The following is a 22,886-nucleotide window of genomic DNA, read 5'->3' as shown; positions in this document are numbered from 1 at the left end:
GGGAACGACTGCGCACGGAACTCGACGCCGGATACCGGACCGCCGCGTAGCGCGGAAGCCACGTGTGTGGCATCCCGTGGCTTCTCGTGCCGGCCGCTCCCCGGCGGCTGAAGCGTCGCAGGGAGCGCCGGGGCAGCGAGTACGCGTACACGCTGCCGGACCGCGACTGGAACGAGAAGGCCACGGGAAGCGCGCGCGAGGACCGACCGCGCGCCCCCGGGAGAAGAGTCACCCGGACCCGAGCCGCTTCAGCACCAGCCGCATCGCCTCCCGCACGGCCGTGCGCGCGCTGTCGGTGTGGTCGAGGCCCTCGAAGCCGTGATGTCCGTCCGGCACGTCGAGCACCGTCACCGGGGCGCCGCCCGCCTCGGCCGCCGCGACGAACTCGGCCACCGTCGCCGCGACCGCGGAGCTCTCCAGGCCCGCCCGGACAAGGACAAACGGCAGCGTGCCCCCACGCGCCACCACCTCCGCGGGCCGGAACCCGGGGTCGTTCACGCCCCAGCCCGGCAGCGGCGCCATGATCGGGTAGCAGGCGGCCACGCAGCGCAGCCACGGGGGCGGCTCGCTGAGCCACGGGGCCGTCATCGGCCCGCTGCCGGAGAAGAACCACAGCGCGATCCGCTCCGCGTCGACACGGGGGTCGGCGCGCACCTCGGCCACCGCGTCGGCCAGATCCCGGGCGGCCGTCGGATAGGCGCTGACATCGTGCAGCCTGTGGTCGAGCGTCACCCCGACCACGCCCTGGTCCGCGGCGTACCGCCCGTACGCGACGAACGTCGTCCAGTCGCGCGGAGTGGGCTCTGCGCCGGCGGGCACCGGACCGCCGTGCACGAACAGGATCGCGGGCCGCGGCGGCACCTCCGCGCCTTCAGGTACGTACAGATCGATGGTGCCGCGGCGTTCGCGGGGGATCTCCGGTACGTCGAAGAGGAAGGGGCGCAGATAACCGGGCGTCTCCGGCTCCTCCTCCGCTGTCATGAGGCTGGTCCCCATCCCCGCGGCGGCCGCGAGCAGCACGTTCGCGAGTTCCTCGGGGCAGGACAGCATCGGCCAATGTCCGGTGGGCAGTTCGAAGAAGGTGACGTCGGGCCTGGCCAGGGCCTTGAGCATCGGATCGCCGAAGTTCAGCAGCATGCGGACGGTGGCGATGGTCGCGCCGCTCTCCGCGCAGAGCACACCGGTGGTCGGAACCCCCTCCGACCCGTCGGTCAGCCGCAACGGCCGCGCCAGCGTCCCGAGCGGCTGGGCCGCGGCGGACGCGGTCAGCAGGTCGAGGTCCTCGTCGGACAGGCCCGCCGTGCTGCCCCAGCGGTGCCACTCGTCCCGCGCGGGCGGCGGCAGTTCACCCGTCGTATCGGCGGCCGCGGCGAGCCGCTCCCGCACCTCGTGGTCGGCGAGGGCCACAAGCGCCGGCACACCGTCCTGCACGAGAGCCGTGTCGACGTAGACGATCCGAGCGACCCGGTGCGCGCGCCGATCAGCCGCGCCCACCGCCGGGTGCATGCCGTAGTCGTGCCCGACCAGGACGACGTCCCGCTCGTCCCCTGCCGCGCCGATCGCGTCGACGGTCTCGACCACGCGGGCGATGTGCGTCTCCGGATCGTCCGCCGGGCCAAGATCCACGGTGTGCGTCCTCGCCCCCCGGGCGGTCAGCTTCTCAGCCGTGGCCCGCCACACCCGCGGGCCGGTGAACAGCCCGGGCACCAGCACGAATTCCGTCATTCCCCACACTCCTCGGGTCTCTGCCGTCGACGGCCGTCCATCAGCCCGCCGCGGTGGCCGGTAGGTTAGGAACTCCCCCTGAGGGAGGTTCAAGTGCCGCTGCCGCCCGAGCCCGAGCCCGAGCCCGGTTCTGTGCCCGCGTCGACGTCCGACGGTCCATGGAGCATCGGCGAGCTCGCCGAACAGGCGGGCACCACCGTGAAGACCGTCCGCTTCTACTCCGACCAAGGTCTGTTGCCGGAGCGTGCACGCAGCTCCGGCGGGCACCGCCGCTACGCCCCCGACGCTCTGGACCGGCTCGCGTTCATCCGCTCCCTGCGCAATCTGGGTCTGCCCGTCCCGGAGGTGCGGCGCATCGTCGAGGAACAGGCCGGTGCGCAGGGAGCGCTGGAGGACGCCGTGGCGGGACAACTGCGCACACTCGGTTCGCGGCTGAGCGCGCTGCGCTGGCAGGAATCCGCGCTGCGACTGGTCCAGGAGTCCGCCCCGAGGGAGCGCGCGGAGCGGCTGCGCCTCGTGGGCGCGTTGGGCGCACCGCCGAACACGGCGCCGCTGGCCGGGTTCTGGCGGGCCTGGCTGCCGCCGCTGATGCCGCCGAAGGCGCGGGCCGCCTTCCTCGACGCCGCTGTTCCGCAGCCACCTGACGCCCCGTCACCGGCGCAGGTGCTCGCCCTCGCCCGGCTGTGCGCCCTGGTGTCCGGCCCCTGCCCGACCGGTCCGGCGGCACACCCCACGCAGCCTGCCGCGCACCATGCGGCGGGCGAGCGGGAATCCGCCCTGCTCTACGCCGGGCTCGCCGAGGCCTACGACCTTGCCGCCCTGAAGATGCGCGCGGGCGCGAACCCCGAGAAGGGCGACGCGCTCGACTGTTTCGTGGCGACGTACGCGAGCGTGCTCCGCCGCCGCGACACGCCTGCGTTCCGCCGCGAACTGGCCAGGCAACTGTCGGTCGACCCACGGCTCGACGGCTACTGGGAGCTGGTGGCGGATCTGCTCACGCCGGAGGGCGGCCGCCCGGAACCGACCCCGGGCACCGCGCACGACTGGTTGCTCGCGGCGCTGGACACGCGGCTCGCGGCCTGAGCTGCCGGGCACACTCGGCTCGCCGCTACGGCCATCACCTAGTCAGGTGCTGTGCTGCGGCAGGCTGGTGGTGCGCATCAAGGTGCGCGGCGGCGAGGCCTACGGCTTCCAGACCGTGAGCAACTTCATGCGCGCCGGCGACTACGACAACACGTTCATGAACAAGTACGGCGACGCCCTGGTGGCGACCGAGAAGAAGATGAAACTCCCCGACCACTACTTGCAAGGGACGGGCGTCCAAGTACCCAAGCTCAACTTCCTCGGTGACGACGACTTCGGCCGCGACCCGATGACCAGAGGCCAACCCCGACCACGGCCAGAGCCCCTACACCCTCACCCAGGACATCAACGGCGCCGCCTTCGACGGCAACGGCCGAGCACGAGGACTTTCAGGAGACCAGTGATCCCCACCGACCCCGCCCCAGCTCAGACCCCGCCGAACACGTCGGCCATGGCATCCGTACGGGGCCGTCGCATCCGCACTGCCGCGGCGGCGCTGGCCACCGTGGGCACACTGCTGTTGACGGCCGGATGCGGCGGCGGAGGCCGCGACTACACACTCCCGAAGAACGTGTGCGGGACCCGGATCGATCCCGGCCTGTTGTCCGACTTCATGCCGGACGGCGAGACCGTGAAGGCACAGCCCACCGGCCAGAGCATCTGGTACTGCAAGGTCTTCGTCGACAAGGCACAAGTCTTCCGGACACAAGACGCCGTGACCACGGTCGACACCGATCCGCTGAAGGTCAAGGAGCGGGAACTCACCAGGGAGGGCAACCCGGTCCGCGTCCCGGGCCCCGGCGAGAAGGGAGTCGTCACGGACATGGGCGCCATGGCCGTCTCCCGCTGCTCCGTGAAGGGCAAGCAACACGTCTTCGTCAGCGAGATCGACCTCTTCGCCGAACGCCCCGACAACACCGCAGACCGGCGAAAGGCCCTGAAGGCCTTCATGAAGGCGTACCACCCGCGGGCCATGGCCCACCACGGCTGCACGGCGACCTGAGAAAGAAGCACGCCCATGGCGGACGACGAGCCCGAGTTCATGCACAGCAGGTCATGCGCCAGCCGTGTGACCTGCAAACAGGTGGGCCGGGAGCGTGAGCTGCCCGGTGTGCCGCGCGCTGGCGGGCTGCCAGCGATTCAGGACGGGCGCGGAAGTTCAGTTCCCGAGCGCCGCCTTGCGCAGGGACCGCTCAGCGATCCGGGCAGCCACTGACGCGGGCAGCAGGCGACCGAAGACGAAGGCCTGGAACGCGTTGAGGCGGCCGTCCACGACTGCCGGGCCCCGGCCGCGCAAGGCGGACATCACGGTGTCCGCGACGGAACCGGGCCCGCGCTTGCCCGGCATACGCCGGGTGTTCATCGCGGTGTCGGTCGGACCGGGGCTGACCGCCACGACCCGCACCCCCGTTGCCCTCGTCTCGGCCCAGACCGCCTGCGTGAAGGACAGCACGAAAGCCTTCGAGGCCGCGTAGGCCGCCACGTACGGAGCGGGCGCGTACCCACCGGTGCTCGCGATGTTGACGATCGCCCCCCTGCCCCGCGCGATCATGGCGGGCAGCAGAAGCGCCGTCAGCTCCGCCACCGCGCCGGCATTGAGGTCGACCAGGCCCCGCACCCGTGCGGGATCGCTGTCGGCGACCGGCCCCATCAGGCTGGCGCCGGCATTGTTGACCAGCACGTCGACCTCGGTTCCCCCGTCCGCCAGCCACTCGGCCAGCCGGGAAGGAGCACCCTGGTGTGACAGGTCCAGTGCGAGCGTGGATACCTGGGCCCCGTGCTCGGCGCGCAGTTGCTTGGCCGCCGCCTCCAGACGCGCGCCGTCCCGTGCGACCAGGACCAGGTGCATACCCTGCCCGGCCAGCCGCTCGGTGATCGCGGCGCCGATGCCCGTCGCGGCGCCGGTCACGACCGCGGTTCGCCGCCTCGTCTCTTCTTTCGTCTTCATGCCCGAAACGGTAAACTCTGACATTAACGTCAATGTCAAGCCTGGCTCGATGAAGGAGACGGCGTGCGCATCGGAGAACTCAGCAGGGCCACCGGGGCCAGCACCCGTTCGCTCAGGTACTACGAGGACCAGGGGCTGCTCTCCAGCGACCGCCGCTCCAACGGATACCGGGAGTACGGAGAGGAAGCCGTCCGCCAGGTCGCCTTTATCCAGGACCTCTACAGCGCGGGGCTGCCCTCCCAGATCATCCGGGACATCCTTCCCTGCACCGGACCGACACCGCCCGCGGGCGAGTGCACGCAACTCCTGGCCCGCGTCCGGCAGGTCCGCGACGAACTCGCCCGCCAAGAGCAGCAGATCGCTCAGCGCCGCGAGATGCTCGACCAGTACCTCACGGGCACAGCGGCCCCCACCGGCCTCGGCGGCCAACCCCACTGCTCCGTTTGAGACGACAAGGCGATACATGGACATGGGTACGGGTCCGCAGGACGTGGCGGAGAACGAGTCCGTTCTGATGTCCGCGGTGAGGGACAGAGACATTGAGCTCATTCCAAGCTGGCGGTGCTGACCGCGAGTTGGACGGTCTTGCGCAACGGCGAAGCTCCTGGCAGACGGTCTCGACCAAGATCACCCGTGTCCGCCAGGAGCTTCGCGTGCTCGCCTACCCGTCCTCGATTGATCTCTCCAGCCGCACCCTGAGGTTCCTGACCGGACGACTGGTCTCCAGGCGGCGGGAGATCGGGACGCGGCGGCGGCGCCTGTCTGCCGCATGTCAGGCCCTGCTCGCCCTGGCTCACCTGCGGTGCGGCGACACGTACGCCCAACCGGCCGACGGGTTCAACATCGGGATCGCGACCGTCTTCCGCTACATACGTGAGACCGTCGACGTCCTGTCCGCCCCCGCCCCATCCCTCGCCGAGGCGAATGAGACGATCCGGGAGAAGGCGTTTGTCATCCTCGACGGCACCCTGCTCCCGATCGACCGCATCACCGCCGACACCCCGTACTACTCGGGGAAACACAAACGCCACGGCATGAACGTGCAGGTCCTCGCCGATCCGCTCGGGCGACGGCTCTGGGCCTCGCCCGCGCTGCCCGGCCCGACTCATGATCTGACCGCCGCGCGACAGCACGGGATCATCGAAGCCCTCGCGGATGCGGAGCTCAAATGCTGGGCGGACAAGGCGTATCAAGGCGCCGGCGAACCCGTCAGGGTCCCGTTCCGGGGCCGACGGATCAAGCGATGGGAGCGCCGCCACAACACCACCCACGCCAAGATCCGTTGCCTCGGTGAGCAGACCATGGCCATCCTCAAGGGCTGGCGGCTCCTGCGGAAACTTCGCTGCAGCACCAACCGGATCACCGACGTCGTCAAGGCCGTCCTCGTCCTTCACCACGCATCAGCGTGAGGATGGAAAACGCTCACTGTTGGCCTTCGTGCTCACAGCGCTACGAACCGACGGATGCGTTGCCGTACTTCGTCCGGCGTATGTGGCAGGCGTTGACTGGTGCCTTACCGCGTCGAGGCCTCCCGCCGCAGCCGCTTCGGGTAGCTGCCGCGCAGGGAGGTTCGCGCCACCTAGGTTGCCCACAGGGGCCGGGAAGCAGCCCTCGTACCTCTCTCTACCGAGGAGAATTCATGACCAGTGTGGAAGTGACGCTCAAGACCCTGCTGACCGAGGTCGAGGGCGCAGTGGGAACCGCGGTCGTCGACTACACCAGCGGCATGGCGCTCGGCACCTTAGGCGGCGGGAAAAACCTGGACCTGACCGTCGCCGCTGCGGGAAACACCGACGTGATCCGCGCCAAGATGCGCACCATGGAGACGCTCGGTCTTCAGGACAAGATCGAGGACATCCTGATCACCCTGGGCACCCAGTACCACCTCATCCGCCCAGTTGCCGGGAGGTCCGGGAACGGGCTGTTCATCTACCTCGTCATCGACAAGGGCCGGTCGAACCTCGCCATGGCACGGCATCACCTCAAGCGCGCCGAGGAGCAACTGGAGATCTGAGTTCCGACGCCGTCTTTTTTGCCCGCTAATTGCAGAGTTCTTCAAGTCTCTATGTCTGCATCTGTCGAACTCTCGGCTTCTGCGGCCCCGGCGGGTAAAGAATCGGACAGAGCACCGGGCAGCCGGGCCGCCGCGCCCGTCCGCAGCCTTATCCGAGACAGGGAAGTGAGCGATCCCGTGCAGCGCCCCCTCTACCAGGTCAAAGCAGAGTTCTTCCGCATGCTCGGCCACCCTGTGCGCATCCGTGTTCTGGAGCTGCTGCAGAACGGGCCGGTGTCCGTACGGGATCTGCTCACCGACATCGACATTGAACCGTCCAATCTCTCCCAACAGCTCGCCGTGCTGCGCCGGTCCGGAATCGTCGTCTCCATCCGCGAGGGCACCTCGGTCAGCTACGCCCTGGCCGGAGGCGATGTCGCCGAACTCCTGAGGGCGGCACGTCGCATCCTCACCGAACTCCTCGCCGGTCAGAGCGCTCTGCTGGCCGAGCTCCAGGATGCCGAGAGGTAGACAGAGCGTCGACGAAGTCGGTCGGCCCCCCTTTCTCGGAAGCGACGGGCAGCGCCGGCAGGACCGTTCCGACAGCGATCACGGCGGCGAACGCCAGACGGCGCTGGACGGCTGAGCAGGAGGAACTGGGCTGGCTGCGCAGGCTGGCCCGTATGCAGGCCGAGACCGCCGAGGCACTGCGAAAACCGCGGTCCTTTTCGCGAAGGAGAGCGATCGATGAGCGCGGTGTATGCGTTAATCGAGGCGGAGAAGGCCACTCACAACGTTGCTCTGCTGTGCCAGCTGCTGCAGGTGGCCCATTCCTCGTTCCATGCCTGGCGGGTCGGCGAGCAAGCCCGCCGGGCGAGGCAGGCCACCGACGATGCCCTGGCCCCCGAGATCACCGTGCTGCACGTCGCCTGCGGCTCGGCCCACTCCTGCAGGCACAGTTCGCGCCATAGAGATCTGCGAGCGCAGCTCGCCGGCGGCCGGTGGCGAGAGGAGGGTCGGGCCGAATGCTCGACGAGGCACACTCGGCCGGGGGCCGGGTGCCGCTCATCTGCACGACCGGCAGTCTCCCTCAGCAAAGAGGTGAAGCAGCAGAGCCGCGTCTTCGAAGGAACGCGGGCTACCAAACACGGCTCCGTACAGCGAAGCTGGATCGACTCCAGCCCGGTCCGGATGCGAGCCCGTCGACCGGCACACGGCCGACCGCGACCTCCCGGTGGAGAAGCTCTGCTGCCGCGCGCAATGCCGCCGAGGCCGCAGCATCGGCGAGCCACGTCGCTCTGGCCACCAAGAGGTGGTCTTGGCGCTCGTGACCGTCGCTGCGGGACTTGAGTACGCCTGCTCATGTGCCGTCGGCGCTGCGACCGCAGACTGCCGGCATGGCGGGGGAACAGAAGCATGTGCGGATGGACGAAAGTCTGGCGATCTCCAGCACGTTCATCGTCTCGGTCCTGGGATGGCTGACCTTCATCCTGGCCTTACGCGCGCTTTTCCGCGGCTTCGGCGAGCAGCACCCGGCCCCGCTGCGCACGAATGACCTGGTCCTGGTGCTCATGGCCGCCGAGCCACGGCCGCTGGTCCGATCCTGCTGGCGTAGCGGGGATGGCGGCACAGCTTCTGGCTGACCTGGGCAGCGCACGCGGCATTGCCGCCGTGCACGATGCAGTGGCTGCGACGAAGGTACAACTGGCACCCGCTCCGCAGACGCTGAAGAAAGACGTTGCGAGGGACGCAAGCACAGCGATCAGCACACGACCGGGCAGCAGTACTCTGCACGAATGCCGAGGTCTCGTGCCAGCGCCCAGACGTTCACCAGCGCATGCCGAGTTGGTCGAGGTCTGCTCGTCGTGGTGGGGTGAGTTTGTCGGCGCGGCGGCGGGTGTTGGCGAGGAACATGCCCAGTGCCACCGGCGCCCCGTCTTCGGCGGCCTCAGCACCCGTCGCACCTCGTCGTCCGGCCTTGTCGACGGGTACGACCTCAACATGCTTCCTGGGCACGTTCAGGTGTCCTTCGCGGGTGTGGAAGCGGCGTGCGGCGTTCAGGTTGAGATTCCACTTGTCGTCCTGGGTCCGGCGGACCGGCCGCTCCTCCTCCCCGGCCTCCGCCACGCCCAGCACGCTCTCCAGCAGCCACTGCTGTGCCGGTCCGAGCCTGTCCCACCCCAGGCGCTGCGCGTGTACCCAGGCGCCGAGGTCTTCGCCCTGCACGACCAGAGCCCCGGCCTCACGCGGCAGGGTGCCGCCGGCGTCGAGGTGGTTCTGGGAGAGCCGGTAGCAGCGCTGCCAGCCGGTGTCCCAGCCCGGGCACCAGCCGGGGTCGATTGCGTCGAGGGCGTCCTCACGGCTCTCGGCCAGCCCCCACCCACCCGGGGCCACCTTCTGTCCCTGTTCGTGCGCGAGAGCCGCCTCCCGTGCCTGTCGCGCGGCCGCGCGCTGGTTCTTCAGCCACACCCCGACCGGGAACCCACCCGCACCCACCGCACTGACCGGGGCCAGCAGATGCCCGTGCTCTTCCGCCCACGCCCGGGCGGCGTTGAGGCCGTCGTCGAAGGCGCTCTCGTGGGCGTTCCAGACCATGCCCAACCTGTCCAACTGCCGTACCCGCTCCGCCTCCAGGAGCTCCGCGTTGTAGTACTTGCGCTGATCGGCCAGCCACCCGCCCAACGGGAAGCCGGCAGGCGCCCAACCGTCGGGCGTCACGTACCGCTGCGGCACCTGCAACACCTGACTGCCGGTCTCCTTCAGGTACTGGATGCAGGCCTGGATGCCGCGCCGCCAGTAGGCGTTCTCCGGATCGATGATCCGCAACCGGATGAACTGCGCGATCAACGCGGGATCCCGCGGCGTACTGAACCTCAGCAGCTCCGCAGCCGGCCCGCTCACCACCGCCTCACCGTCGGTCTCAGTCTCGGCGTCTACCTCGCTGTCGCTCTCCGACCCGTCGACGTCGCTCTCAACGACGGCGTCCTGGCCCTCGTCCCGTTCCCAACTCCCGCTGCGCACACGGGGATCCGCCAGCGATTCGATCGCATCCGAGTCGTGCGCCCGCAGGGCACCAAGGATTTTCGCGAGGCTGCCGTAGGCATCAGAAGCCAGCATTTCCGACGCATCTTCACCCGGTCCCAGGAATACCGGAACGACCAACGTGGCGAGTTTTCCCTCACCCGGCTTGATACGCAGAGCACGCCCCACCATTTGCACGATATCGACCATCGACCCCCGCGCATCCATAAAAGCAACCGCATCACACCGGGCGGTATCAACACCTTCCCCCAGCACCTTCACGGACGCCAAAATCTGCACGGCCGCCTTCACCTCCCGACCGTTCCCACCCGGGATGAAGTCGGCAGCGAACTCCCGCAGGACGGCCTGGCGGTGACCGGGGGAGTGCTCGCCATACAGCCACTGCGCCCGCACCTGCTCGGAGGCCGGGAACCGGTCCGGATCATCGGCGTGCAGCTGCTCGGCGACGGCCGGCACCCCGGCCGCCATCGCCTCCGCCTCCGCCACCCGACTGTGGAACGTCAGGACCCGCCGGAGCTTCTCCTCCACGGCCGCGGTCAACAGTCCGGTCTGCAGCGCCGCCAGCCGGGCACCGCGCACGTGATCGGTACCCAACGGCGCTTCCCGCAGCGCCTGGTGCACGTCCTCGTCCCGCAGCTCGACACAGACCACCTGGTAGGGCGCCACGATCCCGCGCCGAATCGCCTCCGACAGCTTCAGCTCATACGCCACCGGCCCGAACAACACACTGTCCCGGTCCATCGACGCCACCATCCGCGGCGCATCCCCGCCGGCCTCCCACACCCGCGGCGTCGCCGTCATATACAACCGACGCTGCGCGGGGATCTGCTGTTGGTCGTGCACCGCTGCCCACGGCTTCCCCGCATCACCCGACGTCCGGTGCGCCTCATCGACCACGACCAGGTCCCAGACCCCTACGCCTCCCGCGTGAGCCCGCTGGAGGGTGCGCAGGCCCAGCGAGGCGTACGTGGCGAACACGGTCACCTGATCCAGACCGCGCAACCACAGCCGCAGTTGTGAGGTTCGGGGGAGACGCCACTGGTGTGTTCGGGTTTTCGTGCCACTGATGTGGGCTTGTTTCTGTGCTGGTCGGCCGGGGTTCCGGGTGGTTGATGTTGGTGGTGGTGTTCCGGATTTGGTGGTGGTGTGATCCCGGATTGGTCGGTGTTGTGTTCGCCGGACCTCCTTCGGGGTGTGCTCTATAGCGGATGAGGGTGTGGGGCGGAGGTGGAGTGGAGCTCTGTCACCCGCTCGGGTGGTCTGTGGGGCTGGGGCCGGGGTGTCGGCTTTAGCGTCTCATTCGTCGCTCCTGCCGCGGGTGCGATGTGAACTGCCCTGTGTGGGGCGGTAGTTGACGGCCGGAGGCTGACGCTGTGATCACTGCTTGGTTGCCGGTTCGCTCCTGGTGCGATGGGCGGCTCTGGTGATGGCGGGTGGTGGTGCCCCTGGGGCCGTGGATGGCGGTTTGGGGCGGCATCGGGATGAGCTCAGGCCCGCTGCGGTGGCCCAGTTGCTGCGGCTGCGCGGGTCGGGGGAGTTAACGACGGCGCATGTGCGGCTGGTCGCTGACGCGGTGGGTGTGCACAAGAGGACGGTGTGGAGCTGGCTGGCCCGTGCGGAGGAGACGGGCAGCCCGGAGAAGCCGGAACGCCGCCGCTTTAGGGTCACCGACGAGGTCATTGATGTCCTCGCTGACTATCAGGGCAACGTGAGGCGTGCTCACGAACGCTTGGCCGAGGTAGCGGTGGCGGCAGGGGAGAAGCCGCCGGGGCTGACGACGCTGCATGATGCGATCGCTCGGGATCTCGATCCGGGTTTCATGGCGGGCCTGCGTGAGGGAGTCCCGGCGGCCCGCGGCTTCGACCCGTGCTTTCAGCGGCCGCAGGTGGCGCGGAACGCGGTGTGGGAGGGCGACCACAAGCAGGCCGAGACCGTGGTGATGATGCCGGACGGTAAGCCGTCGAGGGTGTGGGTGACGTGGTTCGAGGACCGTGGCACGGGCTATGTGATGGGCTGGGCGGTCACCGCCGGCTCCGCGCACCGGGGGTCGGTCCTGGCGGCGGTGCGCATGTCGGTGCTGCGCGAGGATCCTTACGGCCCGGCCGGGGGGCTGCCGCACCTGGTGCGCGTGGATGGCGGCGCCGACTTCCTGTCCAAAACCGTCCGACGGGCCTTCGGGCTCCTCGGTGTCCCGGTGCACCGGGTGCGCAGTGCCCGGCACAAGGGCGGCATCGAACGCCTGAACCGTACGAGCATGACCCGGTTCTTCGCTGACCTGCCCCGCTACACGAAGGCGCCCCGGCTCGATCACCGCCGCCGCCTCGGTGATGGGGATCCACCGCTGACGTTCGAGGCGTTCGTTGCTCTGCTGGGGGAGTGGGTGGCCGAGCACAACACCGAGCACGTCATCGAACGCACCAAGATGACGCCGCTTGCAGCCTGGCAGGCGGATCCCACCGAGATCCGGCCCGAACCGAACGGGTGCGAGCTGCGTGCTCTGATGCTGGAGAGCGACCATAAGGTCCACAAGATCACCAGCCATGGGGTGGAGTTCGCGGGCCGCGCCTATATGCCGGAGAACGGGGTGGGCCGGATCGGGCTGGAGGTGCGGGTGCGGTGGATGCCGCACCACACCCACGAGATCGATCTGTACTCCTTCCGCGGCAACCGTTATCTGGGCCGGGCCTTCCTCAGCAATGAGGCCAGCGAGGACCTGCGCGCCAAGGTGCTCCTCGAACGCGACGAGCACAGCAAGGCACTGCGAGCGGCCCTGAAGCGCTCCGGCGAGCGCCGGCGGGGACGCCACCTGCCGTCCACCCGGCCCGAAGTGCCTGTTCGGGCTCTGCGGATGACCGAGCAGGAGGCCCGTGCCGAACTCGACGGTACGAAGGCGCCCGCAGTGCCGCGGCGCCGCACCCAGCCGTACCGGCCCCTGACTCCCGTCCCGGCTGGTTGGAAACGCCCCGGCCAAGACCGCACCGACAGCGAATCCACTGACACCGAACCCAAGGACGGCACCTGGTGACAACTGCCCCCAAGCGCAAGCACCTTGGCCAGCGCCGTCAGTCGGCCGCGCCGGCGAGTGAGACGTCCAGGCGCCGTCCCGACCTGTACCCGCAGCACTTTCTCGGTCTGAAGGACTCCACGCTGGTCGCCACAGACACCCTGCTGCAGATCAAGGACACCGTCATCGACACCGTCGAGTCCAGGGCCATGTCCGTGATCTACGGCGACCCGGGGCTCGGCAAGAGTTTCTCCACCCGCGCCACGATCCAGGAGATGAACCCGGACCTGATCCTCCCCCTCGACTTCGCCCGCTCCCGCCCTGGACCCAAGGACCTGCGCGAGGAGCTGTTCCACCAGATGCGGCTCAACTGCAAGATGCCCGGCACACCGACCGCGTTCGACAAGCTGCTGCGCGAAGCCCTGCCGCGCCGCCCGTATGTGATCGTGTGCGACGAGGCGCAGCAGTACCGCAGGGAGAATTTCGAGTTTCTGCGCAAGCTGTGGGACAACTGCGCTCCTCAGCCCGCGATCGTGTTCGTCGGCGGCCGTGAGGCCTACGAGACGCTGCAGAGCGACCCGGCACTGGCCTCCAGGATCTACATCCGTCTGGAGATCCTCGCGATGACCGAGGACGAGATCCTCAAGACGGTTCCGGACTCCCACCCCGTGTGGCGCGGTGCCGACGAGGCGCTGCTCAGGCGGATCGACACCCAGTACGCACTCGGCTCCTTCCGTGAGTGGGTGAAGGTGACCAAGCACGTCCTGAAGGGCATGGAGTACTTCGGCGCCGAACAGGTCGATGACGAGGTCGTCGACTGGGCCCTGGACCGGTGCTGACCGGTCCAGGGCCGCCCGGCGGTGCCGCCACGCAGCTGGTGTCCCTGGCCGGGACAGCCGCGCCCGGGCACCTGCATTTCCTCCGCCTGGCCGGCGCCCGCACCGTGGTCACTCCCGGCCTGAGGGCAGCCGATGACGCCCTCGCCGCCGCCCACCAGCAGCGGCGCTTTCTGTGCGTGCTGGGCGACGCCGGGGTCGGCAAGACCTTCGCCGTCCACTATGTCGCCCGTACCCGCTTCCCCCGGTCCCACGTTCCGCTGCGTCTGGGAGCCAGGCCCACACCGGCCGATCTGCGCGCCCACCTGCACGACGCTCTCAGCCTCCACGACGCTTTTCCTGCAGCGCCCGCTCTCGCCGATGCGCTCATCCGACGCGCGCTCGCCGCACAGGCGTACATCGTGGTCATCGACGAAGCCGACCGCATGTCCGAGTCGTGCTTCGAGTACCTGCGGTTCCTGCACGACGACACCCCTGACGGCCTGTGCGTGGTCCTGATCGCCGGCCAGCGCGGCGAGAAGGCCCTGCGCGCTCGGCAGATGCTGGCCACCCGTACCGCCCAGTGGCTGACCCTCAGACCGCTCGCCCGTGTGTCGGTTCCGAGCGCCGCCTGGGCATTGCACCCGGTGTGGCAGACCGTCGATCCTGACCAACTCCGCTTCCTGGATGGCCACTTCGCCCAGGGCAACCTGCGCCGCTGGGCCCTGCTCACCCATCACGTGCAGCGATCCCTGTCCGCCACCGGGCGCGCTCAGCCGGACCCTGATCTGCTGCGGCAGACCCTCGACCGCATCGACACCTCATGCCGCCCATGATCCAATGTTCCCCCGCCGCCCTCACACCGGCCACCTTGCCGCCCGTCCTGCTGCTCCTGGACGAGGGCGACGACCGCGCCGTCCAGCACGCCGCCTGCCAGCGTGCTCACCCCACGGGCGGCCGCATCACCGCTGATCCCACCCCGCACACCAACAGCCTCGCCTACCTGGCTCTGGACCTGCTGCGCGCCATGGGCCGCGACAGCTTCGCCCACCCCGACGCCGAGCGCATGTCCACCGACGCGGCCTGGCGTGCGGTGACCTGCTGGACCCTGACCACAGGACTCAAAGAGGCCATCGTGCTGCGCGCCCACCGCCTCACGCCCGAGCGCCTGAGACGTCTTGCCACCTGGCGCGTGGAGACCGGCGTCCGCCTCGTCCTCATCGCCCACACACCCCACCAGGCCGCCGAGCAACGCCTGCGCGGCCTTCTCGCCGCCGCCCGATTCACCGATCTACGGACCGCTACCGGCACGTCGGCCATCGCGGAGGCCATCGGCCCGCCCGTCACCGCCCCGCCCCTGCGCCCGCCTCCGCCCGACCAGGTCCATCCGCTGCCCGACCTGCCCGGCGGCGACCCTGCCGCCTTCCGCGACGAGTGCCGACTCCATCTCGACGAAGCCGACTTCGCCCGCATCGACGGCCAGTACCAGGCGGGCTACGCCGCCGCCCGCACCTGGCTCGCCCGCCACCATGCCTCGACCGGCACGCCTTGGCCGCTGGCCACAGATGTTGCCGAGGAAGAGCCCGACGCCGGCCCGGACATGGAGGGGTTGCGCCTGTTCCTGGCCCGTCTCACCGTCTCGAGCCCCAGCCCTCAGCACACACTCGCCCGCATACGCGGAGCCCAGATGGGGTTCCTCAGCCGCCACCTCCAGCTCGACGTCCCTGAAGACCTCAACGAACGGGGCGGGCCCGGAATCACCACCGTGCCGATCACCCCGCACGTGGCCCACGTCCTGTCCGCGCACCTGCCCAATCCGCTGCGCGCCGCCGCAGCGGCCGCCCTGCTGTTCACCGGCACCGATCAATCCTTGTTGTGCATGACCCAGATTGCCAGCGTCGACGAGCACACCACCCGCCTGGCCATCGATCGAGACTCGCGGATCCACATCGGCATGCCGCCCGGCCCGAGACACATGTACGCCATCCCACCCCGCGCCCGCCCCCTGCTCGCCGCCGCGCTCGCCTTCCGCCGCCGTACCCCGCGCACCACCGACCACCTCGGACTGTTCGCCGGCTGCCTCGGCACCCCTATTCGCTTCGACAACCTGATTCGCGATGCCGGCCTCGACATCCCGGCCGTCACACACCCGCACCCCGCACAGGACTGGCACGCCGCCGCCCGCTGCCGCAACCTGCCCGCCACCACGCCGTCTGACAGGCCCGGTTCATCCAGCGCTCGACCAACGGCTGCTCTGTGAACGACGCGTCCCGTCGGCCCCGGTCGTCTAGGCGGATGCCGCTGACTGGCTGGTGCCGTCCGGGCCCGGGGGCGGCAGCGCTCCCGGTGGCGGTTCCGGTGGTGGCTGCGGAACGGCCGTGGAGGTTGCGGCCTGACGGTAGTTGATGATGGCTTGGATTCTTTTTTCCGGGTCTGCTATCTGATCGAGGGTGGCCGCGAATTTCTCGTCGACGAGATTTCCTTTTCGCTGGCGGTTGTGGTCGAGGATCAGACTGGTGAGGGGGACGGCGAGGTACGCGGCGATGACGATCGCTCCGACCGCCCACCAGGGTGCGCCGCCCAGGGCACCGGCCAGGACGGCGGGAAGTCCGGCCAGGATGCCGCCGATGGGTCCGAGGGAGGACGAGTTCATCGCGTGGATGCCCTTCCAGCACGTGACGGCTGGGCCGCCTCATGCCTGAACGAGCCGCAGGAGAGCGGCTGGGACGGAGTGAGGCGGCACAGGTGCGCCGTGTGAGGGCATGCCGAGGTCCGGCGCCGCATCGGGGCGGGCCGGTGGTGTTTTACGGCAGGCTTGCTAGCCCCCTTGGAAACCGGTTCGGTGGTCCCGTGGGGTGGTTCAGAGGCTTGGTTCGGCGGTTTTTGCGGAGGAGCTTTTCTTCGGCTTTTTGGGCAGGGTGGGTCAGCTGTTGCGGCTAACAAAAAGACTGCTGATAAAACCCTTAAGCCAATTCATTTAGCTTTTTCCGCGCCGCCTTTCTCTTGCTCGTCGGTCGCGTGCATCCTCTTGCGGGCACGCCAGACCTGCTCGCCAGTATCGGTCATCGAAGCGTCGTCTGGGGCCTGTTCGGGCAGATCGTGCCGGAAGCCCTGCGCGGTCGCGGCCGGTTGGAGCAGCCAGCCAGCCAGCCAGTCTGCCTGAGCCGGCCCGCGACTGGCGTGCTGGGCGAGGGGCAGCCCCTGCACCCCGCCCAGCACTGTAGTTCGGCCACCGTCGCCGACGCCCCGGCTGGAACTATGGTCTGCCCCGTTACGATGAGCGACACGGTTTTTGGCATGTGACACGGACAAGCGGCCATCGGGCTTCTGCCAGGTCGCATGTCAGGCAATACGGCACAGACGCGCGCCGCGGACAGAAACGAATCACTGCCCGGACCGCGCCTGGACAGCAGCGTCCGGCCTCGGGGGTGCGGGCGGGGATGCGTGGGTGGGGAAGTGCGGACCGACTTCGGGGACCTCGTCATTGACCAGGCCATCGTCCATGCAGTGCCCCAACGCACCAAAGACCAAGATCCCGTTCCGCTCAAGCTCAGCGAGACAGCCTGCAGACTCGACGACGGCGGGCGCACGGCGCTGCAGGGCAAGCTCCGTGACGTCCTGGACCGTCTGGGCCGCGAGGTCGTGGAGGACCCTGAACTCAAGTCCGGCCTGCCCGACGCTGTCCGGTCGTTCCTCAGCGGCGGGCAGGACCTGGTGGAAGTTTCCGGAGAGCTGGCCCATGCGCTGCGCGACAGCCAGAACGGCACCAGTTCCTCTGGCCTCCTCCTGGTGGCCGCCGCCCGACTCAACAACCGGCGCGCGTTGCTGATGGTCAAGCTGGAACACGAGACCGGCATGCAGGCCAACGAGATCGTGGCCGGCGGGCTGCGCACCTTCGACATGCAGTTTTTCGCCAACCTGTTGTTCACCGAGAAGTCCAAGGTCTACAAGGTGGCGCTCTTCTCCGAAGAGGGACTGGCCGATTCAGGGCTTCACGGGTGGGCCGCAGACCCTCAGAAATCGGGCAAGGACGTGGCCCGCTTCTTCCTCGAGAAGTTCCTGGGGTGCCGGCACCAGAACGATCCCCGCGAACTCACCCGCCGCTTCCACGACGTGGCCATGGACTGGGTCAACAGCCGCTTCACCCACTCCGATGTGCGGGTGGACTACGTCATGGCCGTCATGGTTGAGCTCCAGAACTCCACTCCCACGCTGGACCCCGCGACGTTCATCGAGACCCACCTGAAGGAACCGCACCACGACGACTTCGCCGAGTTCCTCGAGGAGAACGACGTCCCGGTCCGCACCTTCGACAAGAACACCGAGTTCATCAGTAACCGGCTGCAGAAGATGCGCGTCGATCTGTCGAATGGTGCGTTCCTGGTCGCGCCCCTGGAAGCAGTGCAGGACGGCACGGTCGTGGTGGAGGACCTCGAAGACGGCCGCACCACCGTCACGGTCACCTCAACCCTCACCAACACCAGCAGTGGCACCGCGTTGGGCCGCCGTCCCAAGCCGCCCACCCAGCCCGCAGAACTGCCCGCGCCCGCCCAAAAGGAAATGATTCCGGGACTCGAGAGCGTCGTGGCTATCCCGGCCCAAGCCACCCAGGAATCCGCCAGCAACACACTCCCGCCAGCTCAGACATGAACCTCACCACCACACCCCCGACGCCCGTGGCAGCCCCCGCATGCCCCTGACCGCCGAAGAAGCTTTCCAGCGCTACCGGCAAGAGCGGCCACGCATCGAGGAGGCAGTCGAAGAGACCAAAGCGCATCTTGCACACCACATCGCCCGCAGAGGCGTCGACTGCCAGATGAGCGCCAGAGCCAAAGAGCTCACCAGCTTCAACGCCAAGGCCCATTCACCACGCAAGGGCTACGCAGACCCCTGGAAGGACATCACCGACAAAGCGGGCCTGCGCATCATCGTGCCGCACAGCGGTCTGCTCGATCCTGCCCTAGAGACGATCAAGGACAACCTCAAGATCGTGGAGGTGCAGGACTACCGCGACGACGTCGGCAAGGAAGACCTGCTCCGCTACCCACGCCTGCACATCCAGGCTGTCATGGTCGGCGGGCTACAAGACCCCGACGGCATCCCCTACGAGTGCGAGATCCAACTCCGCACCGAGGCAGTCGACTTGTGGGCACGCATGTCGCACAAGCTCCTGTACAAGCCCGATTTCACCCCACCCGCCGCTGTCAGTCGCTCGCTGTACCGTCTGATTGCCCTGGTCGAACTGTTTGACCTCGAGGTCGCGCGGGGGGTGGAAACTTTGGCACGGCAGGACCCTGAACTCGCCCGCAGCAAGCAACTCCTCGAACTCGCCGAGCAGACCTATCGCACGTTCACCGACCATCCCTTCAGCCGCGACCTGTCGCAGGACGTCATGGGCGTCTTGTCTCAGACCATCGACGAGGGCACTGCCTACAGCGAACAACTGGCCGAGTTCACCGAACACTTCCGTGAGCGCATCCAGCGCAACTATGCAGACTACGGACCCACCAGCGCCCACTTCCTGGAGCACGGCCGCTACCTGCTGGCCAGCCAGCCGGAGAGCTTGATCATCTTTGAGCGGCTGGCCAACGCCCGCTTCCGCCTCAAGAGCACCTGGAACAAGAGCGAGCTACCCGAAACGATGCTCACCGACATGGCACAGATCTGGGGGATCGCACTATGAGCAGCTCACCACAGCCGGAACCCCCTGCTCTCGTAGCCGCTACCGCGATGTTCATCGAGGTTCTCGTCGTCGGCATCGGCGCACTCACCGCGGCCGTGCTGCTCCTCATCGCACTGATCGGCCCGGCCACCACGGCCAGGCTCACTCCCGTAGCAGGATCGTCCGCGGCCGCCGGCGTGGGCCTCGCCGCTGCCTACGCCTTGGGCATCCTCATTGACCGGGCGGCCGACGCCGCTCTCACGCCGCACCGCCGCCGGCTGCGCACACACTCTTTCCCGTCCGACGCCGGCTACGCCCAGGCACGTCTGCAACTGGCTGACTTCCCGGTCCTGGCCGCCCGGGCAGACTACGCGCGCTCCCGTATGCGGATCTGCCGCGGATGGGCCCTCAACACCCTGGCCCTGACCATCGCCGCGGACCTGGCCATGCTGCGCTACTCCTTCGAGCACCGCTCACTCATCCTCGGCGCCATCACGGCCCTCGGCCTGACGACCGCCTTCGGTTTCTACCGCGCCTGGCGCGCTCTCACTGTGACCGGCTACCGCAAACTCGCCGAACAGACCACCACCTCTGCCGCCAACCAACCGGTACCCGCCCAGCCTCCGCCCAGCCCCGCATCACCCTGAGGCCTCCGCTTCGACCGTCCGCGCCTCGTCCCGTTTGCGTGCGGGAGGATGACAAAGGCCGATGCCCGCCGCGAGCCCGAGGTTGTACGCGAATGTCCACCAGTCCTGAGTCTGCGACTGCGATGTCGTTGACGTCTGCTGCTCGCCGCACGCTGCGCCCCGATCAGCGGCATGCGGTGGATGCGGCGGTGCGGCATCTGCGGAGCCCACGAACTCGCGGCCACATCGTCTCCGCCTGCGGCACGGGTAAGACCCTGATCGCGCTGCGCACCGCCGAGGCCCTGGGCGCCCACCATCTCCTAATCGCTGTCCCGTCGCTGGACCTGATCGCCCAGTGGGCAGCCGCAGCCCGCGCAGACGGCCGCACAGAGCCGCTGATGGCCGTCTCCTCGCTCCAGGCGGACAAGCACCCCGTACTCGCCGCCGCGGGCGCGCAGAGCACAGGCTCGGGGGAGTACCTCGCCTACTGGCTGTCCCGCCACAAGAAGGCAACCGTGTTCGTCACCCTCGACTCCCTGCCCCGGATCGAGGAGACGCAGCACTCCGTCTTCACCGCACCCGTCTTCGACCTCCTGGTCGTGGACGAGGCGCACCGCACCGCGGGCAGCTGGGACAAGCAGTGGACGGTGCTCCACGACCAGGCCCGCATCCGCGCCGCCCGACGCCTGTACCTGACCGCGACACCGTACGAGTGGGAAGCGCCCCGACTGACCGAGGCCCCCGACACGCGCCCGCTGCCCAAGCGGACCGCGGCCACCGCACCACAGTGGGAGGCCCCCTCGCTGATCGCGTCGATGGACGACCGACGAGTCTTCGGCCCCCGCCTGCACACCTACTCCCACGCGGACGCGATCGACGACGGCGTCCTGGCCGACTACCAGCTGCTGGTGCCCACGATCACCGACACCGACCTGCGCACCCACCTCACCGACCCCGACACGCACACCGCCACAGCCCGCCGCACCACCGCCCTGCACCTGGCCGTCCTCAAAGCCATGACCGAGCACGACCTCAAGCACGTGATCGTCTACTTCCAGCAGATCGCGGACGCTGCCGACTTCGCCCGCCAATTCGGCCACACCCTGCGCACTCTCCCCACTCAGCAGCGTCCTGCCTGGGCCCAGAACCTGCTCGTGCAGTCGATCAACGGCACCCACACGCCCGACCAACGGACCCGCATCCTGACCCGCTTCGCCCAAGCCGACCGCAGCGTAATCACCAACGCCCAAGTCCTCGGCGAAGGCGTGGACCTACCGGCCGTGGACGCCGTGGTGTTCGCAGACCGCACGGCAAGCGTCCGCAAGATCGTCCAAGCCCTCGGCCGGGCGCTGCGCAAGCCCCCCACCCTCGCCACCAAAACCGCCAGCCTCATCATCCCCGCCTACATCCCGCCAGGCGCCGACCCCACCGACCTGCTCGACACTCCCTACGAGGCGCTCTGGCTGGTCACCGCCGCGCTACGCCACCACGACCAGTCGATCGCAGCCCGTGCCCCCCGGAACACCACCCCCCGGCGACTGGACCGCGACACCCACCGACTCCTCGCCCGCCGCTTCCACTTCGACTTCACCCTCGACCCCGACTCCATCGCCCGGGCCATGGACCTGCTCGCCTGGCCCTCCGACGGTGCGACCCTCTCAGCCCCCCGCCGCGCCGGCCTCGCAGCCGCCCTGCGCTACCACGCCGAACACGGCCACCTCCGCGTCCCCACCGACTACGAAGACGCCTTCGGCTACCGCCTCGGCACCTTCATCACCGGCCAACGCACCGCCCACCACCAAGGAACCCTCTCTCCCGACTGGATCACCGAACTCGAGAACCTCGGCATGGTCTGGGACGACAGCAAAGCCACCTGGCAAGGCCACGTGACCACCGTCGAGGCCTTCCACGCCGAACACGGCCACCTCGCCATCCCCACCACCGAGCCCGGCGGCCAATTCCTCACCGACCAACGCGCCCTGGCCCGCAAAGACCGTCTCCCTCCCGACCGCCATGCCCAACTCACCGCCCTCGACCCCCACTGGACCCTCCCGCACGGACCCGACTGGCACCGCAAATACCACCTGCTGCGCCGCCACATCGAATCCGGCCACGACCCCGCGATGCTGCACCGCGACACCGTGATCGACGGAGTGAAGGCCGGCGGCTGGCTCCACCGCCAGTTCACGAACTGGCACCAACTCGCCCAACAACAACGCGACTTCCTCACCCACCTCGGCCTGACCCCCGGCCGAACCCCGCTGCCCGCCCACGAACCAGCACCCAACGCGAGCCAGCCCAGACGGAGAACACGCCGCACCTTCGAACAGACGACGACCCTGCTGCGCGCCTTCGTCGAGCGTCATGGACGTCCACCAGGCGCCCGCGAGTGGATCGAGGTAGACGACGAGCGCATCATGATCGGCCCATGGCTCTGCAAGACACGCACCAAGCAGGCAGCCGGTCAACTAGCCGAAGAACACTGCCAGTTGATGCAAGAGATCCTCGGAAGAGACTGGGCTGAAGCCGCTCGCTCCTCCTGAAGAGGAGGAGGGGATCTCTCGAAGATCCCATAGTTTTTTGCTTCCTTAAGTGCCTCTCGGCTCTCCTCATCCACTACGCTGGAGGAGCGAAGCCAGGGCGCGGGATCAAGAACCGACACCACGCAAGCCACCACGACCCGATAGCCAGCCAGAAGATGACCGCGGAGCGGGCGTCTTCCCAACTACTTTAGCCACCAGCAGAGTTAAAGGTCACCGGAGACCGAAGATGATGGGCTGATCGCGGAGCGATCAGCCCATCATCGACCTACCAGATGCTCCACGGAGTGGAGCACCCCGGCCACGGAGTGGCCGGTAGCCCGCGGAGCGGGCTACCTTCCGTCGCGTAGCGACGGCGCGTCGTCCTCGCGGAGCGAGGCGCGCGGGCCGGCGCGCCTCGACCCAGATCGTCGCCGCCTCCCCGTCCACGTACCTCAGCAGTGGTCCC

20 protein-coding genes are annotated in these 22,886 nt (G+C 68.7%); 15 read left to right on the top strand and 5 right to left on the bottom strand.

The window, feature by feature from the left end:
• Positions 1–228: 228 nt before the first annotated feature.
• Positions 229–1,725 carry an alpha/beta fold hydrolase gene (locus AB0J02_RS42700; RefSeq protein ID WP_363199315.1) on the bottom strand — a complete coding sequence of 499 codons (1,497 nt, stop codon included), beginning with the start codon at positions 1,723–1,725 and terminating at the stop codon, positions 229–231.
• Between the two features lie 93 nt (positions 1,726–1,818).
• Between AB0J02_RS42700 and AB0J02_RS42695 the strand changes: the two genes are divergently transcribed.
• Positions 1,819–2,808: a MerR family transcriptional regulator gene (locus AB0J02_RS42695; RefSeq protein ID WP_363199314.1), complete on the top strand. Its 990-nt coding sequence runs from the start codon at positions 1,819–1,821 to the stop codon at positions 2,806–2,808.
• Between the two features lie 67 nt (positions 2,809–2,875).
• A complete protein-coding gene (locus AB0J02_RS42690; protein WP_363199313.1) occupies positions 2,876–3,811 on the top strand; it encodes a hypothetical protein in 936 nt (311 codons plus the stop codon).
• Positions 3,812–3,967: 156 nt separating this feature from the next.
• Here the strand turns inward: AB0J02_RS42690 and AB0J02_RS42685 are convergent, their stop codons facing one another.
• The gene (locus AB0J02_RS42685) at positions 3,968–4,756 is read right to left on the bottom strand and encodes an SDR family NAD(P)-dependent oxidoreductase (protein WP_363199312.1); all 789 of its coding nucleotides are present in this window, start codon (positions 4,754–4,756) and stop codon (positions 3,968–3,970) included.
• A 63-nt stretch (positions 4,757–4,819) separates the two neighbouring features.
• On the opposite strand from AB0J02_RS42685, the gene AB0J02_RS42680 reads away from it, so the two are divergent.
• The 5 genes from AB0J02_RS42680 to AB0J02_RS42660 all read left to right on the top strand — a co-directional run bounded on the left by AB0J02_RS42680 (position 4,820) and on the right by AB0J02_RS42660 (position 8,392).
• Positions 4,820–5,203 carry a MerR family transcriptional regulator gene (locus AB0J02_RS42680; protein WP_363199311.1) on the top strand — a complete coding sequence of 128 codons (384 nt, stop codon included), beginning with the start codon at positions 4,820–4,822 and terminating at the stop codon, positions 5,201–5,203.
• Between the two features lie 206 nt (positions 5,204–5,409).
• Positions 5,410–6,165, top strand: a complete 756-nt coding sequence (locus tag AB0J02_RS42675; RefSeq protein WP_363199310.1) for a transposase family protein — start codon at positions 5,410–5,412, stop codon at positions 6,163–6,165.
• 230 nt (positions 6,166–6,395) lie between these two features.
• Entirely contained in the window at positions 6,396–6,770 is a 375-nt protein-coding gene (locus tag AB0J02_RS42670; protein WP_363199309.1) for a hypothetical protein, read from the top strand.
• Between the two features lie 177 nt (positions 6,771–6,947).
• Positions 6,948–7,280 carry a metalloregulator ArsR/SmtB family transcription factor gene (locus AB0J02_RS42665; protein ID WP_363199308.1) on the top strand — a complete coding sequence of 111 codons (333 nt, stop codon included), beginning with the start codon at positions 6,948–6,950 and terminating at the stop codon, positions 7,278–7,280.
• An 866-nt stretch (positions 7,281–8,146) separates the two neighbouring features.
• Positions 8,147–8,392, top strand: coding sequence for a hypothetical protein (locus tag AB0J02_RS42660; RefSeq protein WP_363199307.1), 246 nt, complete (start codon positions 8,147–8,149; stop codon positions 8,390–8,392).
• 184 nt (positions 8,393–8,576) lie between these two features.
• Here AB0J02_RS42660 and AB0J02_RS42655 read toward each other — a convergent pair whose 3' ends face one another.
• Complete coding sequence (locus AB0J02_RS42655; protein ID WP_363199306.1) at positions 8,577–10,775, bottom strand: Helicase associated domain protein; 2,199 nt, start codon at positions 10,773–10,775, stop codon at positions 8,577–8,579.
• 517 nt (positions 10,776–11,292) lie between these two features.
• Here AB0J02_RS42655 and AB0J02_RS42650 point away from each other — a divergent pair.
• From AB0J02_RS42650 to AB0J02_RS42635, 4 genes are read left to right on the top strand one after another with little or no spacing between them, the layout of a single operon-like run.
• Entirely contained in the window at positions 11,293–12,816 is a 1,524-nt protein-coding gene (locus AB0J02_RS42650; protein WP_363199305.1) for a Mu transposase C-terminal domain-containing protein, read from the top strand.
• Positions 12,813–13,634 (top strand): ATP-binding protein, encoded by an 822-nt coding sequence (locus tag AB0J02_RS42645; protein WP_363199304.1) that lies wholly within the window; start codon positions 12,813–12,815, stop codon positions 13,632–13,634. The genes AB0J02_RS42650 and AB0J02_RS42645 overlap by 4 nt, the downstream gene beginning before the upstream one ends.
• Positions 13,628–14,446, top strand: a complete 819-nt coding sequence (locus AB0J02_RS42640; RefSeq protein ID WP_363199303.1) for an ATP-binding protein — start codon at positions 13,628–13,630, stop codon at positions 14,444–14,446. Before AB0J02_RS42645 ends, AB0J02_RS42640 begins: the two co-directional genes overlap by 7 nt.
• Positions 14,443–15,870 carry a hypothetical protein gene (locus AB0J02_RS42635; protein WP_363199302.1) on the top strand — a complete coding sequence of 476 codons (1,428 nt, stop codon included), beginning with the start codon at positions 14,443–14,445 and terminating at the stop codon, positions 15,868–15,870. The genes AB0J02_RS42640 and AB0J02_RS42635 overlap by 4 nt, the downstream gene beginning before the upstream one ends.
• A 27-nt stretch (positions 15,871–15,897) precedes the next feature.
• Here AB0J02_RS42635 and AB0J02_RS42630 read toward each other — a convergent pair whose 3' ends face one another.
• Together AB0J02_RS42630 and AB0J02_RS42625 are read right to left on the bottom strand one after the other, a co-directional pair.
• Complete coding sequence (locus AB0J02_RS42630) at positions 15,898–16,263, bottom strand: hypothetical protein (RefSeq protein WP_363199301.1); 366 nt, start codon at positions 16,261–16,263, stop codon at positions 15,898–15,900.
• A gap of 320 nt (positions 16,264–16,583) precedes the next feature.
• On the bottom strand, positions 16,584–16,817 hold the full coding sequence (locus tag AB0J02_RS42625; protein WP_363199300.1) for a hypothetical protein: 234 nt from the start codon (positions 16,815–16,817) through the stop codon (positions 16,584–16,586).
• A 249-nt stretch (positions 16,818–17,066) separates the two neighbouring features.
• On the opposite strand from AB0J02_RS42625, the gene AB0J02_RS42620 reads away from it, so the two are divergent.
• From AB0J02_RS42620 to AB0J02_RS42605, 4 genes are all read left to right on the top strand, one after another.
• A complete protein-coding gene (locus tag AB0J02_RS42620; protein WP_363199299.1) occupies positions 17,067–18,260 on the top strand; it encodes a nucleoid-associated protein in 1,194 nt (397 codons plus the stop codon).
• 40 nt (positions 18,261–18,300) lie between these two features.
• On the top strand, positions 18,301–19,293 hold the full coding sequence (locus AB0J02_RS42615; RefSeq protein WP_363199298.1) for a RelA/SpoT domain-containing protein: 993 nt from the start codon (positions 18,301–18,303) through the stop codon (positions 19,291–19,293).
• Positions 19,290–19,919, top strand: a complete 630-nt coding sequence (locus AB0J02_RS42610) for a hypothetical protein (protein WP_363199297.1) — start codon at positions 19,290–19,292, stop codon at positions 19,917–19,919. Before AB0J02_RS42615 ends, AB0J02_RS42610 begins: the two co-directional genes overlap by 4 nt.
• 128 nt (positions 19,920–20,047) lie before the next feature.
• Entirely contained in the window at positions 20,048–22,441 is a 2,394-nt protein-coding gene (locus AB0J02_RS42605; protein ID WP_363199296.1) for a Helicase associated domain protein, read from the top strand.
• Positions 22,442–22,886 lie beyond the last annotated feature (445 nt).

Source organism: Streptomyces sp. NPDC050264, assembly GCF_040655895.1.
Taxonomy (GTDB): domain Bacteria; phylum Actinomycetota; class Actinomycetes; order Streptomycetales; family Streptomycetaceae; genus Streptomyces.
The sequence above is the reverse complement of the archived record's forward strand: the minus strand, read 5'-3'. Positions and strand labels throughout refer to the sequence as shown.